At 57.8% G+C, this 14,289-nt stretch carries 12 protein-coding genes and 1 pseudogene; 7 read left to right on the top strand and 6 right to left on the bottom strand.

The features are described 5' to 3' along the window. Positions 1-123: 123 nt before the first annotated feature. The 5 genes from CYAGR_RS06655 to CYAGR_RS06635 all read left to right on the top strand — a co-directional run bounded on the left by CYAGR_RS06655 (position 124) and on the right by CYAGR_RS06635 (position 3,036). Positions 124-1,113 carry an ATP-binding protein gene (locus CYAGR_RS06655; RefSeq protein WP_245552621.1) on the top strand — a complete coding sequence of 330 codons (990 nt, stop codon included), beginning with the start codon at positions 124-126 and terminating at the stop codon, positions 1,111-1,113. Positions 1,114-1,187: 74 nt separating this feature from the next. Beyond that, complete coding sequence (locus tag CYAGR_RS06650) at positions 1,188-1,592, top strand: hypothetical protein (RefSeq protein ID WP_015109029.1); 405 nt, start codon at positions 1,188-1,190, stop codon at positions 1,590-1,592. Continuing rightward, positions 1,579-2,073, top strand: a complete 495-nt coding sequence (locus CYAGR_RS06645; RefSeq protein ID WP_015109028.1) for a GspH/FimT family protein — start codon at positions 1,579-1,581, stop codon at positions 2,071-2,073. Before CYAGR_RS06650 ends, CYAGR_RS06645 begins: the two co-directional genes overlap by 14 nt. Positions 2,074-2,104: 31 nt before the next feature. Next, complete coding sequence (locus tag CYAGR_RS06640) at positions 2,105-2,683, top strand: hypothetical protein (RefSeq protein WP_015109027.1); 579 nt, start codon at positions 2,105-2,107, stop codon at positions 2,681-2,683. A 74-nt stretch (positions 2,684-2,757) separates the two neighbouring features. Next, positions 2,758-3,036, top strand: coding sequence for a hypothetical protein (locus CYAGR_RS06635; protein WP_015109026.1), 279 nt, complete (start codon positions 2,758-2,760; stop codon positions 3,034-3,036). Between the two features lie 235 nt (positions 3,037-3,271). Here the strand turns inward: CYAGR_RS06635 and CYAGR_RS06630 are convergent, their stop codons facing one another. The 3 genes from CYAGR_RS06630 to CYAGR_RS06620 all read right to left on the bottom strand — a co-directional run bounded on the left by CYAGR_RS06630 (position 3,272) and on the right by CYAGR_RS06620 (position 4,615). Then, positions 3,272-3,649: a DUF5615 family PIN-like protein gene (locus CYAGR_RS06630; protein ID WP_015109025.1), complete on the bottom strand. Its 378-nt coding sequence runs from the start codon at positions 3,647-3,649 to the stop codon at positions 3,272-3,274. Continuing rightward, positions 3,649-3,876 carry a DUF433 domain-containing protein gene (locus tag CYAGR_RS06625; protein ID WP_015109024.1) on the bottom strand — a complete coding sequence of 76 codons (228 nt, stop codon included), beginning with the start codon at positions 3,874-3,876 and terminating at the stop codon, positions 3,649-3,651. Before CYAGR_RS06625 ends, CYAGR_RS06630 begins: the two co-directional genes overlap by 1 nt. Before the next feature lie 109 nt (positions 3,877-3,985). Next, positions 3,986-4,615, bottom strand: a complete 630-nt coding sequence (locus CYAGR_RS06620) for a Uma2 family endonuclease (RefSeq protein ID WP_015109023.1) — start codon at positions 4,613-4,615, stop codon at positions 3,986-3,988. A gap of 252 nt (positions 4,616-4,867) precedes the next feature. Between CYAGR_RS06620 and CYAGR_RS06615 the strand changes: the two are divergent. Next, a pseudogene (locus CYAGR_RS06615) lies at positions 4,868-5,908 on the top strand (IS3 family transposase); the annotation flags it as partial. Here CYAGR_RS06615 and CYAGR_RS16980 read toward each other — a convergent pair. Together CYAGR_RS16980 and CYAGR_RS16975 are read right to left on the bottom strand one after the other, a co-directional pair. Further along, on the bottom strand, positions 5,889-7,442 hold the full coding sequence (locus tag CYAGR_RS16980; RefSeq protein WP_071881562.1) for an integrase catalytic domain-containing protein: 1,554 nt from the start codon (positions 7,440-7,442) through the stop codon (positions 5,889-5,891). The pseudogene CYAGR_RS06615 and the gene CYAGR_RS16980 overlap by 20 nt on opposite strands. A gap of 595 nt (positions 7,443-8,037) precedes the next feature. Continuing rightward, positions 8,038-9,402 carry a methyltransferase domain-containing protein gene (locus CYAGR_RS16975; RefSeq protein WP_015109021.1) on the bottom strand — a complete coding sequence of 455 codons (1,365 nt, stop codon included), beginning with the start codon at positions 9,400-9,402 and terminating at the stop codon, positions 8,038-8,040. Positions 9,403-9,937: 535 nt separating this feature from the next. Between CYAGR_RS16975 and CYAGR_RS06610 the strand changes: the two genes are divergently transcribed. Next, a complete protein-coding gene (locus tag CYAGR_RS06610) occupies positions 9,938-10,234 on the top strand; it encodes a transposase (protein ID WP_051017071.1) in 297 nt (98 codons plus the stop codon). A gap of 1,861 nt (positions 10,235-12,095) precedes the next feature. Here the strand turns inward: CYAGR_RS06610 and CYAGR_RS18210 are convergent. After that, complete coding sequence (locus CYAGR_RS18210) at positions 12,096-14,267, bottom strand: O-linked N-acetylglucosamine transferase family protein (protein ID WP_015109019.1); 2,172 nt, start codon at positions 14,265-14,267, stop codon at positions 12,096-12,098. Positions 14,268-14,289 lie beyond the last annotated feature (22 nt).

The raw sequence follows: 14,289 nt of genomic DNA, 5'->3' as shown, positions 1-14,289 counted from the left end.
CGGCGGTTTTGGTGGTGGTAGGGCGATTTCTGCAGGAACCTGCCGGCAGCTTTTTCCTGTTCGGTCCCCGTGGCACCGGCAAGTCGACCTGGTTGCGCCAGGCCGGAACGATTGCGCGAGAGGGTGGCCGCCGACCCCGACATCGCCGTGGTGGTGATCGACGAGGTGCAGAAAGTGCCGGCTCTGCTGGACGTGGTCCATGCCCTGGTGGAGGAGGATCCCGGCCTGCGCTTCGTGCTGACCGGATCCAGTGCGCGAAAGCTGCGCCGCGGCAGCTGGAATCTGCTGGCCGGGCGCCTGGTGTCGGCGTCCATGCATCCCTTTCTGGCAGCGGAACTGGGGGCTGATTTCAGCCTGGATCGTGCCCTGCGCTTCGGCCTGGTTCCCCTGGTCTGGGAGGCGATGGATCCGGAGCAGACCCTGCGGGCCTACGCCTCGCTGTACCTCCGGGAAGAGGTGCAGGCCGAGGCGCTGGTGCGCGATCTCAGCGGCTTTGCCAGGTTTCTCGAAGCGATCAGCTTCTCCCATGGCTACACCCTCAACCTGTCCGCCGTCGCGAGGGAGTGCAAGGTGGGCCGCAAGTCCGTGGAGAACTATCTGGCCATTCTGGAGGACCTGCTGCTGGCCTTCCGGCTGCCGGTCTTCAGCCGGCGGGCGAAGCGCCAGGTGGTCGCCCATGACAAGTTTTTCTATTTCGATGCCGGTGTGTTCCGCTCGCTGCGGCCGGCCGGCCCACTCGATTCCCCTGCCGAGATCGAGGGCATGGCCCTGGAGGGGCTGGTTGCCCAGCATCTTCGGGCCTGGGTCGCCTACCGGCGCAGGGGCGATCAACTCTTCTACTGGCGCACCAAGGCGGGCCGGGAGGTGGATTTTGTGGTGTACGGACCTGACAGCTTCACGGCCCTGGAGGTGAAGCGCAGCCGCCAGGTTCACTCCAGGGATCTGCAGGGACTGAAGGCCTTCCAGGCTGACTACCCGGAAGCCACGGTGGCCCTGCTCCATCTGGGCGCGGAGCCGTTGCGGATCGATGGGATCCTCTGCCTCCCCTGCGGGGATTTCCTGATGGGGGTGGACCCGCGGCAGCCGCTGCTGTCCTCGGCTGGGAACTCTTGAGGAGACGTTGCCACCATCGCCATGCCCATGTTGCTTTGTCGTGAAGCGCCACCACGGTTGCGGGGGGTGGCGCCATGAGCCTGATCGAACTGCTCACCGGCTCGGTGGTGTTCGCGGCGGCGGCGGGATCCTCCCTGCAGCTCTGGGCCCTGGCGGGCGCCGCGGCCGTGGCCGAGCAGCGCCAGCAGGAGCGGCTGGAGCAGGCGGAGGTGGCTCTGGCGCGGGCCGAAGCTTCCCTGCGCAGCCTGGCCCCATCCGCCGGCGACTGCACCACGGCGACGGCCCAGCTGCTGCAGGCCCTGGCGGCCCAGCCCCTGGCCCCGGGGCTGGGCCGCCAGCTGGAGGTGTCGGCCAGCGGAGACGGGGTGGTGCTGCGGCTGGCGGTGGCCGGCGAGGACGAACCGCGCCAACGGCTGTATTTGCCGGCGGCCTTCGGGCGTTGCGGCGTCCCGCAGGGAGGGGGCGATGGCACGGTCTGAGCAAGGAGGCTTCACCCTGCCGGAAGCCCTGCTGACCCTGGTGCTGGTGGGGCTGCTGGCCCAGCTGGGGTTCAGCTCTGCCAGCCGGGACCTGGCCGCTGCCCGCCTGGAGGGGGCCAGCCGCCGGGTGATGGTGGGGCTGGAGCGGGGCCGGGATGCCGCCCTGCGGCTGGGCCGCCCCTGCGCCCTGAGCCTGGAGGCCACGGGCTGGCGGGAGCCCGAAGGCGGCAGCCTGCCGGCCTGCGAGGGGGCGGCACTGGAGCTCGGGGAGGGGATCGGCGGGCTGGAGGTGAGCATCAGCCACAACCTGCCGGCGGCGGTGCGCTTCACCAGCAACGGGCTGATCATCGATGGCGGCACCGTGCTGCTGAGCACCGAGGGCACCGATCTGGTGCGGTGCGTGGTGGTGGCCCTGCCCCTCGGGGTGACCCGCCTGGGGCGGCAGGGGCCGGGCGGCTGCCTGCCGGATCCCCAGACCTGAGCCGCCCTGTTCTCTTCACCGGAGCTGCGCCATGGCCTTGCTGTATTCCCACGGCCGTTCCGTCAGGGGTCCGGCCGGCTTCTCGCTGGCGGAGCTGCTTGTGGCGTTGAGCCTGGGGCTGCTGCTGTGGGGGGTTGTGCTGCAGGCTTTGGTGGCGGAGGGCCGCCAGGTGGAGCGGCTGGTGCGTCAGGTGCGGGAACGGGGCCAGCAGCGACGGGTGCTGGCCCTGCTGCGGGGGGATCTGCAGCGGGCCACCCGCGTGGACCTGGCCCTGGGCACCGGCGCCGCCTGCGGCCTGGGCGGCCGGGATCCGGTGCTGCAGCTGCAGACGCCGGCCGGCCCGATCACCTACACGGTGGGCAGCCCACCGAGCGCCATCTGGCGCCGGCGGGTACTGATGCGCTGCGGCCCGGCCTTTGGGCTGGACGGCGAACCGAGCACCGGCGCGGCCCAGAACAGGGTGCTGCTGGATGGGCTTGCCTTGCCGGGGCTGGAGGCCTCCCGGGACCTGGATGGGCTGCTGCATCTGCAGCTGCGGCAGGAGTTCGAACCCTCGGGGGGCGGGTCCCAGCGGATCGAGACGGAGACGAGGGTGCTGGCGGGGGGATGAGAAACTCCATCGCGCGGCCAGAACATGCGCTTTGCATGCAATCTCAGTACATTCATTGAACTTGTGGTCTTGCCATGGCCTCCCTGCAGATACGCGATGTACCGGATCCGCTGTACCGCCTGTTTCAGCGCCGGGCCAGCGCCCAGAAGCGCAGCCTGAGCCAGCAGGCCCTGGCTGATCTGGAGGCCATCGCAGGCGAAGACCCGCGGCAGCGGCGCCGGCTGGCGCTGGAGAGGATCGCCGAGCGATGGCAGCAGCGACAAGTGCTGCCATGGGAGGAGTCTCCGGAATCACTGATCCGCAGCGACCGCCATCGGCAGGTGGAAGCCCCCTTGCCTTCTCCTGCCATCTGAACCACCGCCTCTACGACTCTCTGTACCTGGCGCTGGCTCGCCGGAAAACTGCCCTGCCGGTCACTGCCGATCAACGCCTGCAGCGTCTGGCCGATCAGGTCCTGCCCTGAACCGTTTAGACCTCCCAGATTTCATCGAGCTCAAGGCTGGTGAGCACCAGCAGGGTGCAGGAGGTTCGGGCATGGGTGGATCTGCTTTCGAGATCCACGAAGGCTCTCTCCTCGTTCACAGGCGGTCAGCCTTGCCTGTTCAGCGGCAGGATCCGCACGCGCTCGCGGCGTTCGTCAGCCACCACCAGCGCCCCTTGGTCGATCTCGGCGGCGTAGGTCATCAGGAGCGAGAGAACCAGGGGGCCGATCGCATCAGGCAGCACGTTGAGGCAGCGGACCTGCAGCACGCTGGGGCCATGGGCGCCGCTGAGGGCCAGCATCGTCCCAAAGTCCAGGTCGTGGGTGAAGATGGCGTAGCCGTTATTCAGGGCCCATCGCATCAGGTCCGTATCCGGTGCTCGCGGATCGCCCACCTCGGACCAGTGCACGGCCTGATGGCCAGCAGCCTGTAACAGCGTGATCCATTCGCTTGAGAGGTTCATGTCGACCAGGAGCCTGGCCATCAGTCCAGGACCAGCTCCTCTTCTCGCTCTTCCATGCGCCAGGCGGCATAAGCCAGCGCCTCATCAATGTCGGCAGGCTCCAGGAGTGGGTAAGCCTCCAGGATGCGCTCGCGGCTGCCTCCACTGGCCATCAGACCAACGATGGTGCCCACCGTGATGCGCAGCCCGCGGATGCAGGGCTTGCCTCCCATCACGGCGGGATTGTGGCTGATGCGGGGAAACGCCATTGATCCATCGTAGGGAGAAGCGGTGGATTCTCCGCCTCTGGCGAGGGACATTGCTCGTAGCCGATCAACGCCTGCAGCGTCTGGCTGATCAGGTGCTGCCCTGAATCGTTCAGGCCTCCCAGATCTCAGCCAATTCCAGCCTCAGCCCGGGGAATCGCGCGTCACCCTCCAGGGTGGTGGCCCCCTCAAGGCACAAGGGCTCGCCGTTGGCCTCGCTGTTCCAGATCTCCACAGCCTGCTGCTCGGGGATCAGCAGCCAGCCCAGCTTGGCGCCATTCGCCTGATAAGCGGCCATCTTGCGCCGCAAGGCCGTGAGGCCGCGGGGTCCTTCATCGCTTGGGCTGGCGAATTCGACCAGCAGATCGGGGCAGAGGGGCGGGAACTCGCGGCGCTGCTCCGGGGGTAGGGCCCGCCAGCGCTCAAGACGGACCAGAGAGGCGTCGGGGCTGCGCACCGAGCCATCGGGGAGGAGGAAGCCCGTGGAGCTGTCGAACACCTGCCAACTGCCCACGCTGTCGGCCCAGGCCAGCAGGCGCATCAGCAAACGGCTGTTGCGGATGCCGGTTTCGCCGCCTGTAGGTGTTGTGTGGATGAGCTTGCCTTCTGTGGTGAGTTCCAGCGCCGCCTGAGGGTTGGCGATGCAGACGGCGGCGAATTGATCGGGACTGAGGCGCAGATCCTCGGGCAGGCGCAAGGGCGCTAAGGCATCCGGGTAGGGAGCCGGAGGTGCAACCGTCATGGACCCAGCGCAAGCCCAAAGGCCATGTTAGAGGCGTTTCCTGTGCCCATCAGGGAGACAGGCGCTTTGCATCAATAACTTGTTACCAGTTTTAATTGACGCCTGGTAACACTGCTTCCCTTGTTCCTGGCTGGGTTTCAGGCCGTTCGGATGCAGTGGCTACACACTTTTTGAGGTGGTCTGGTTTTTCTGGACAGGCTCCATCGTTAACCTGTGAGGCGGGGCACCGCCCCTGAAGGGGGCGTCCCACCCATGAGCAAACGCCGCACCCATAGCCCCGAGTTCAAGGCCAAGGTCGCCATGGAGGCGATCAGTGGCCGCAAGACGCTTCAGGAGATCGCCGCCGACCACGCGGTGCATCCGATCCAGGTGAGCCAGTGGAAGAAGCAACTACTGGAGGGTGCCAGCGACTTGTTCACCCGGGGCAAAAAGACACAGGCCAAGGATGAGAGCCAGGCCAAGGAGGCTGAGCTGTTCCAGCAGATCGGCAAGCTCCAGATGGAGCTGGAGTGGCTGAAAAAAAGTCTCAACTCCTCTGATGCCCGTGAACTGCGCAAACTGGTCGATCGTGGCCACCCTGATCTCACGGTCACTCGCCAATGCGAGCTGCTGGGCCTGCCTCGCTCCACGCTGTATTACCAGCCGGTGCCTGTCCGTGACTCCACGCTGCAGATCATGGCGAGGATCGATGCCCTCTACCTGGAGGATCCCACCGCGGGCAGCCGGCGGATGGTCCATTACCTGGCCAGAGACGGCATCCCGATCACCCGCGACCGTGTCCGAAACCTCATGCAGCGCATGGGTTTACGAGCGATCTATCAGAAACCCCGCACCACGGTATCGGGTAAACCATCCGAGCGCTTTCCCTGCCTGGTGGACCTCCAGCTCCTCACGGCTCCAGATCAGGTCTGGGCGACAGATATCACCTACATCCCACTGCGGAAGGGCTTCCTGTACTTGGTGGCGATTGTGGACCTGTTCTCCAGGCACGTGCTCGCCTGGAGACTCTCCAACAGCCTTGACACGGAGTTCTGTTTGGAGGCCCTGGCGATGGCACTGGCGAGCGGCCGCAAGCCACAGATCTTCCATTCCGACCAAGGCTGTCAATTCACCTCCTCAGCCTTCGTTCAACGACTCAAGGATGAGGAGATACAGATCAGCTGGTCAGGAAGAAAGCGCTGTTTTGACAACATCCTGGTGGAGAGGCTGTGGCGCACCGTCAAGTATGAGGAAGTGTATCTGCGTGCCTACAGCGATGGCTGGGAGGCGGAGATCAGCCTGGCCCGCTTCCTGTGGAGGTACTGCCATGTAAGGCCCCATAGCTCCCTGGGAGGCAGAACTCCCCATGAGGTCTACACTGATGCCGAATCCCGTTCCTCCCGTCCGAGGCTAACGATGTCAGGGGCCGCATCTGTCCAATAAAAGGCACCCACCTCATTTCCACCCTTGCCACGCGCCAATCTCTGATTCGCCTCTGCAGCGTGCGTTTGTGTTGGGGCCCATAACGCTGGGGATCCAGATCGATCAGCCTGTCCAGGAGCTCCTGGCTGCCCACATCTGGTTCTGCTGCCAGCCATTGGGGGATCAGGTCGGCATGGGCCTCAAAGGGATCCACCCGACTGCGGCGGCCCTGCCGCGGTTTGGGCTTTTTCTGTCGAGGCCTGCTCTGGCGCCACAGGGCCTGTAACCCCTGCAGAAACCCCTCCAGCTCTCGCTTTTCTTGTTCCGGTGTCTGCCAGCTAAGCGGCTCCCCCGCCATGGCACTGGTGTGTTGGCCGCTGATCAACAGGGCCAGCCGGCTCTGGCAGCTCCGCATCGTGGCCAGCAGCGCCACGGGGTCGCACCGCTTTCTCAGCTCTTTGAGGTCCTGGGCTTCCTGATCGCTGAGCACTCCGGTGCGCAGCAGCTGTTGCAGCGGTGTTCGTGGCGGGTGGTGCAGCCGCTTGATCCGGCCCCCTTCCCGCACGCTGCTTTTCAGCTTGAACGATGGCTGAAACAGGTTGGTGAACAGCCGCAGCGCCGCGTAGAGCTCCCCCAGCAGTTGTGCCGCCTCCAGGCCCACCAAGCGCTCGTAGCCCACCACCCGGCGGATCAGCACACCGTTTTTTTGTTCCACCCAGGCCTGATCGTTGCTCTGGTACGCCCGCGAGCGGGTGAGCTCGATCCCCTGCTCCGGTGCATCGCACCACTGCTCCATCAGCGCGTTCATGAAGGCTGGATCGTTATCCGCATCGATCCCGCGCAAGGGGAAGGGAAGGTGCTGACGCAACCGCTGGATTGCAGCCAACACCGAGGCCCCATCCCGCGTGATCACCGGCAGGCTCTCGCTCCAACCGCTGGCGATATCGGTGGCCACCAGGGTCCAGATGAACCGTCCTTCCATCCGCCCGCCGCAATGGGCCACCAGGTCGATCTCCAGCCAGCCGGGCTCCTTGTGCTCATCCCAGCCTTTGAACGTGCGCACCTGCACGCGCCGCCTCACGCCACTGTGAGCCCGAGGAGGGCGCCGCCATCCATGGCCACCACTACTTTTGCGGACTGGAGCCAGCAGCCGGTCAATCGTGGCGCTGCTCATCGTCAGCACCCGCGCCCGCACGCCCTTTTCCAGCTGCACGTGGCCATGGTGCTCCAGCGATTCCAACAACTGCGGCAGCAGGGCATGGAGGCGCTTGCCGCACAGCCGATCACTGGCCTCCCATAGCGGCACCAAGGCCTCCACCACCTCGGGGCCGTAGCGGCGGCGGTGCTGCCCGCGCAGGTTGGTCTGCCGCTCATCGGGCCGCTGGTTCAAGCGGCGCAGCAGGGACTTGCGGTGGTAGCCGGTCAAGGCCTGCAGCTCATCGAGCAGCCGCTGTTTTCCAGCCCGGCTGAGGCCCCGGTAACGGGCTGATGCCGCGCTGATCGCCAGCGAAATCCGCTCTCGTTCTTTGAGGGAGACCGGACGGCCTGGCCTCGCGCCTTGCGCGTCGCCCCGTGCCGGTGCCATGGGCGGTTGCTACTGATGATGCAACAACCCTAGCGGGGTAGCAGCTTTAAAGATGCAATGCGCCCTCAACCAGATTGTCGTCGGACAAGTTGCGGCGGTCGAGCTTTCGGGTACAGGGAGAGGGTCATTGGGCCGAGCCGAACCCATGCTCGCAGCCTCGACCAGAAATATTTTAATGGAATTTGAATAAGCCCTAGGCTTATCTGCGACATCTTGCGTCATTGCTTAGAGTCTATCGACGATAGTCGCTTAAAACCACTGCGACACAGACCTATTGTCATTTCTAAGGAGGCTTTGCTTAACGTGCACAGTGTGATATTGAGAAAAATGAACAACCGAGATGTAAAGCCAAGTGCAATCTGTCGGAGCGGGGTATTTGCTGTTTAGTCATTGACTTGACGGTGAGTGGGTGAGCCTCCAGGATGCTTGAGCCTGGTCACACTGGCCTGGCCTTGATAACATATTGAATTGGAATGCAGTCATTAGATGGGTCATTAGTGTCGCCATCATAGATTTGGGCAATTCTGTGAATGAAAGGCAGATATTGATTCTCGCTCGGGTTTTCAAAAATTCTTGGATAAATCAGTTCAATGGAGTAGCCAGTCTTTTCAAAAAGATCAATGATTGTCCTTTTTGTGAACCATCGTAGGTGCGTACGATCCATTAAGCCCTCATCCTCATACTGAAAGTTGCCGCTTGCCAGTCGGGCAATTACACTCCAGTGCTGAGCATTAGGGATACAGGCAATGATAGAGTCTTCAGGCTTTAAATTCTGACGAATACGCCTCAGAAGACTCCATGGATTTTTAAGATGTTCAAGTGAATCTCCAAAGATCCATAAAGAGCTGGGAAATAACGTGTTCCATGCGCTTTCGTTCATTGACTCGATGTCTCCTATGATCACCTCTGAGCAGTGATTGCGAGCAAAAACCGCCGAGTCTTCATCGATATCGATGCCGATATACTTATCGCACTTAAAGCTCGAACGGTATGCTCGTGCAAGAGCTCCCCGGCTACACCCAACTTCTACAATCGTATCATAATCCTTATTCATTAACTTGAGTATGTCTGGATTAAAGTTGTCATGAGCAGGAGTCGAAAAAACAACCGTTGAAGAATTACTGAATTCTTGATCCCACTTCCTAATATATCTAATGTAGGAATCTTTCCATTCTTCTGTGCCAAGCTTGCCGCGGCTTTGATGTGTCAGGCTAATAGGATATACTCCGAGACTTAGACCAGCCTTCCTCAGTTGCCTGCAAAAGTCAAGATCATAGAAGTGGAAGGAGAACTGTTGGTCAAATTGTATATTGCGTTGACGGAGTTGAAGGCAGCTTGCGGCTATCATAACACCATCGACAAGTTCGCAAGCCCCCTTGGTGTTAGTGAATTTCATGATTTCCCCGAAAGGATAATCTCCATGGGCGATGGCGCCAATTAAATTAACTTCTTGGTCCCAGCTGAACTCCAGACTTGTGTATGCCCATGATGGCTGGCCGAGGACAAGTCGCCGATTGCCGATAACTCCAAAAGCATCAAATTGTTCAAGCCCTTCTCTCACCCTTTCGATAAATAGAATATCTTCGATCCACACATCATCATGGACAAACACAATCCCGTCTGAGGTTGCGGAGCTCTCAATTGCTTTATTGTAGACGTCGGGAAGGCCAATGCTGTTTTCAAAGGCTATCTGCGCAAACTCTTTGCATATATCTAATCTTTTGATTGACTGACCAAGTGCCGAGTAGTTCCAAAAGTTCTGCTCGGAATATCTTGTGGCAGAGACAATGCGAATATGCATTAGAGATTGGAGAGATTGGACTTAAGGTATTGAGATTATAGACGACTCCCGTCTCCTCTACTGGTTTTGGGTCTAGGCCTTAGTAGGCTCATTCATGCCTGCTAAGCCAGCATAGGTGGGTATTTTATACGACAAGCCAAGGGAAACCCTGGAACAATCACCCCTACACGGGACAATGGGACTGTGGCCACTGGCCGGGACTGGGGCGATGAGAGGCAAACAGCTGATGTTCCGGGATTACAAGCAGATCATCGCCAGGAAGCGCACCATGCGCGAAACGTTCCTGGCGGAGATGGTCTAGGTGGTGCCCTGGCAGCCCCTGATCGTTCTGATCGATCCCCGCTACCTGAAACCGGCAGCAGAGGTGGCCGTCCTCCGCGGAATCGCGGGACCCGCTATCGCTTTTGAATAGTGACTTCATTCCTTGTCCGGTTAAGGTGTCAGTCATCGCCATCAAGCGGCTGCCTGACATTCTTATCGCATTTTCTGGCTTTTAGGTGCAGTAACGTGGACCCTAGAAACTGAACCAGCCCTTATGAGAGCTTCCCTACCGGCCAGAATTGGCCAGGAGAGGCCCCATGAAACGCAAGCGCCACACCCCGAGCAGATCATCCGCAAGCTGCGCACCGCTGAGCAGCTCCTGAACCAGGGCCAGAGCGTCGCCGATGTCTGCAGGACCTTGGAGGTTTCGGCACATACTTACCATCGCTGGCAACAGCTGTACGGCGGCCTGAAGGCCACCAAGGCCAAGCGCCTCAAGGAACTGGAGCAGGAGAACACCCGCCTCAAGCGATTGCTGGCGGATGCTGAGCTCGATAAGGCGATCATCTAGCCGCAGGCTTCAGCGCAGCAGTGGGAGCTGGCGGAGGGAAACTTCTGAGCCCGGAACGCCGCCGCAGGGCCGTGATAGTTCTGCAGGACCGATTCAGGGTTTCGCAGCGCCGTGAATGCCGTATGGCCGGCCAGATCCGCACTACGCAAAGCGGCCCGTGCCGGTGGCGGCCATCGAAGAACAGAAGCTTTGACGGTGGATCTGCGAGCTGGCCAGGCTCCATGTGCGCTGATATCCGATACCAGTCTACCAGCGGCTGCGGCTCGGCGGCTGGAGCGTCAATCACAAGCGGGTGCAACGGATCTGGCGGGAGGATGGGCTCCAGTGGCCTCTGCCGCGCAGGCGCAAGCGGTCCCGCCATGCCGACGGTTCGCGGGAGCTGCTGAAAGCCAAGTACCCGCACTACGTGTGGGCGATTGACTTCCAATTCGACCAGACGATGGACGGCCGTAGACTCAAGGTCCTGAATATTGTGGATGAATACTGTTGACTTCGTCTGGTTATCTGTATCGTCAGGCGCTCCAAGGCGGTCAATGTGATCGACACCATTGATGAGCTGCTCAGGCGGTATCCGGCACCCACCCATCTGCGCATGGATAATGGCACTGAGTTCATTGCCCATGCCTTGCAGCAGTGTTGCAAAGGCTGCGGTTTCGGCACGGCCCACATTGAGCCAGGTTCACCCTGGGAGAATCCATTCCTGGAGTCGTTCAACGGCCGTTTCGGGATGAGTTCCTCAATAATGAGCTATCCGCACCGGTGTATGAAGCCAGGCTATTCCCGGAACAACACCGAATTGAGTGCAACACCTACAGACCGCATTCGGACCTCCAGGGGCGTACGCTCTCGGAGGCTCTCCAGCAGTGGAGAGCGGCCTGTCTACCCACCAACTATCAGAAGAACCTGACGAACAAGGACGGTCACGGCACCAGTTCCTTTGGCAGTGGAACGATCGGAAAATCGCAAAAGGGGAACGCATCAGAAAGAATCTGCTAGGCCACTTCTGCCCGTGTGTGTTGTCACTACCTGCCACCAACCCTTTTATGGTTTACAATTCGCATTTAAGAAGCTCGGGCAGTGTCTTCCATGAAAATCTATCCTAAGTTCTCTTCCTGTTGAGGCGTTCATTGAGATAATGGATGAACAAAAATCTCAAAATGCCGATCCAATGTCTTTCTGATTCCTGTTATTGCTTTTGGTCTATACTGCTGGGATGTTGCGGCTTGTTTCTAGATTCGGTAGGAAGCACTGAAAGTGCCGAGAAAAAGCCGTACAAAGTCGTGGAAATAAAACTGATGATAGCGATCATGCGTATTGTCTTGAAGGCAATTACTTTGATCAATCAGTGCTCCATGAATGCTTTGCCATTGTAGCTGGTGCCTAAAGGCGAGCCAAGAGGCTGTTCGTCCAGTGCGTGAATCCACAGAACCAGCATTGGTGAAGCTAGCGTGCCAGATTCCTCTTCGCTTTACCAATCAAGGTCTGGCTAATGTTGGCACTTTCAACGAAAAAAAACTGACAAACCCTCTTGCTTGGTGCGACAATCTGGTAACGCATCTCAGCTCGTTACAGGTAGCTTTGCCTCGAAGTAGGTTGGCAGCTCATTCAGCTCCTGCTAGACTAAAAATGATTGATGTTACGATAAGCATTATCCATACGAGGTGGCAAGCAAGTGAAAAAGGCACAAGAGAGTATCAGCATCCTTGTGCGGTACTTGCAATGATTAATGTCGGGAGACTAACATGTCCAAAATATCGGCCAATTCTCTTTCAACGCATGGAAGATATTTAAAGTATCGTATCATCTGCGAGAGGATCTGTTCATATCTAGAGCCTCTTAGAGCTTATGTGACCTCTCTGTATCATTCGTGACCGCGAATGGCCAGGTTCTGTAGGAATGCTTCGCTCGACCTCACGTATTCTTCGTTGTTATAGATAGTTCCCTTGCTTTTTTGGTGAATCTCTTGCTTAAGCTTATATCTGAGCTTAGCGTTGGTCATGAGTAAGCGGACCCAATTGACATATTCACTCTTGCTTCTGGCTATTGGGGGATCTACTATTTCTGCATATTCATATGATCTTGATACGACAGCTGATCGAACGGTGTTTCCTCTTAGGGTGACGCAGGGCGGACCACACCATGCGGTCTCAATGAAAGTAATGCCAGCGCCATAGTGAATTGGGTCAAGGTTCAAGTCGAGAAGACTGTTCAGGCTGTAGTAGTCTTGCATCGTCATCTTTTGAACGAAACATAATTGTTTGTATGCTGTCGGAGCAGCTGTCTTTATTCTTCGAATGAAGCGTTGATTAAGTTCATTGCTTTCTGCTGCAGCGATGACGATGAGTATCGACTCGTCAAGCTTGGCAATTTCTTCGAGGTAAGAATCAAACTCTGGATGAAGCTTGTGCAGAGACTGAAGGCAGCCAATAAGGAATCTGTCAGGAGGCAGCATAAAATAATCGGTTGTCTTGACTGTGAGAGGTGACGTTGCAGTGTCGAAGTAGCCGAGATAGCCATTAATAGATGCAAGACTCTCTGAGTATTCGTGTTGATCCTCACAGTCGTCAAATATCTTGGATCTCAGATAGTGATCAATTTCCGAAAGACCAGTTGTGTGGGGCAGTCCCCAACTTGTGACTTGGTGAGTGGCGAGCCGAATCATTGGCAAAATTCCATCAAGAGGAAACATGCCAATATCAGTGAAAAAGAGTACAGCGAGTTTTAGGTCTGCAATTCGCTTGCAACCGGCTCCGAAATCTGCTGAGAGGTAGATGGTTTTGTCGACAGACTCATTTAGGTCAATGTGGGCAGTGTCTTCGATGGCTCCATGCCTATGAATTATGCTGATTTCGAATATGTCACGATTAAGACCTTTTATCAAGCCTTGGTGCGCTTGAAGGTTGCTGTGTTGGTGGAAATTTCTGGAAATGAAGCCAATTCTTATCTTTCCATGTCCTTTCGAGTGATGAAATCTAATTGATCTTTCCTTGCCACAAGGGGAATGAAAAAAAATGTTTTCGTTTACTATCTTTCGTGCTGATGACCGAATAATCCTATAGTAAGCTTCTAGGAGCCACTTCAGGTTTATGCTTCCTTGATACGCTAGATAAAAGGACAGGCATATCGGAAAACTCAACCTCAAGGCATTCTCGATTCCAATAAAATCTTCTTGGTCTGAAAAGTTAGCCAAGTTTCCTTTGAAGGACTCAAACGCATTGGCTAAGTCATTGAGCGAGACTGCTACTCTGGGTAAGATGAAACACATGTTAAGCTTGCTGAGCTCATCCGCTGTTATCTGGTGAACTAAAGAATATACCTTGCGGGCTGCCTTCCACTTTGCTTCTTGGTAAAGGACATGACCGAGAATATTAAGCGCTTCCGCATCGTGTCTGTTGCTTCTTATTGCAAAGCAAGCATAACGTCTTGCTGAATATAAATGGCCAGTCTGACTGAGTATGCGTGCCGAGAGTTTGGCGGATGCTGTCGACAGCCTTCCGTTTTCTTGGTTCGGCTGCAGAAGTCTCAATGCGGCTGGTATGTCCTCTTTCATGTAGCTCACGCATGCAGCAATGTAATTCAAATCTTCACTACTGTAACCATAACGCGACCTGGCCTCGTCAAGAAACAACGATTGCACCTTTTGGTCCCTTATTCCTGCTGCAATGCTTGCAGCTTCGCCTGGTGAGAGCCTGATACTCTTGCAATAATCGAGAATATTGATGACGTCCGAGGATGTTATGTTAATGTTTTTCAGGCAATCAGATGCTATCTCGATAAGGTCGGCTTGAAGTGTACTGGTGGAACGCGCTAGCTTAGTGGCAACTAAGATTGAGGCGCGGTAATGTCCACATTTGCTTAGTGCTAAGGGAAGAGCCATGTCATATTTGTTTGCGGGTCCTGTGTACGACTTCCTTTGGCTCAAGGCGAGAGTAGCAGCCTTTCGATACTCTCCAACTCTGCATAAAATGTAGGCTCTTTCTTTTGCTTCCGGATTCGATAGACCGCTTGTCCACATTTTTGAAAACCGAAGCATCAGGGAATCTTGGGAAGTTCAC

Origin of the sequence: Cyanobium gracile PCC 6307, from assembly GCF_000316515.1 — a bacterium.
Lineage (GTDB): Bacteria > Cyanobacteriota > Cyanobacteriia > PCC-6307 > Cyanobiaceae > Cyanobium > Cyanobium gracile.
The sequence above is the reverse complement of the archived record's forward strand: the minus strand, read 5'-3'. Positions and strand labels throughout refer to the sequence as shown.

Coding starts and splice junctions, on each gene's coding strand:
- CYAGR_RS06650 (WP_015109029.1), top strand. CDS start 1,188: ATGAGCCTGATCGAACTGCTCACCGGCTCGGTGGTGTTCGCGGCGGCG.
- CYAGR_RS06645 (WP_015109028.1), top strand. CDS start 1,579: ATGGCACGGTCTGAGCAAGGAGGCTTCACCCTGCCGGAAGCCCTGCTG.
- CYAGR_RS06640 (WP_015109027.1), top strand. CDS start 2,105: ATGGCCTTGCTGTATTCCCACGGCCGTTCCGTCAGGGGTCCGGCCGGC.
- CYAGR_RS06635 (WP_015109026.1), top strand. CDS start 2,758: ATGGCCTCCCTGCAGATACGCGATGTACCGGATCCGCTGTACCGCCTG.
- CYAGR_RS06630 (WP_015109025.1), bottom strand. CDS start 3,649: ATGGCCAGGCTCCTGGTCGACATGAACCTCTCAAGCGAATGGATCACG.
- CYAGR_RS06625 (WP_015109024.1), bottom strand. CDS start 3,876: ATGGCGTTTCCCCGCATCAGCCACAATCCCGCCGTGATGGGAGGCAAG.
- CYAGR_RS06620 (WP_015109023.1), bottom strand. CDS start 4,615: ATGACGGTTGCACCTCCGGCTCCCTACCCGGATGCCTTAGCGCCCTTG.
- CYAGR_RS16975 (WP_015109021.1), bottom strand. CDS start 9,402: ATGCATATTCGCATTGTCTCTGCCACAAGATATTCCGAGCAGAACTTT.
- CYAGR_RS06610 (WP_051017071.1), top strand. CDS start 9,938: ATGAGAGCTTCCCTACCGGCCAGAATTGGCCAGGAGAGGCCCCATGAA.
- CYAGR_RS18210 (WP_015109019.1), bottom strand. CDS start 14,267: ATGCTTCGGTTTTCAAAAATGTGGACAAGCGGTCTATCGAATCCGGAA.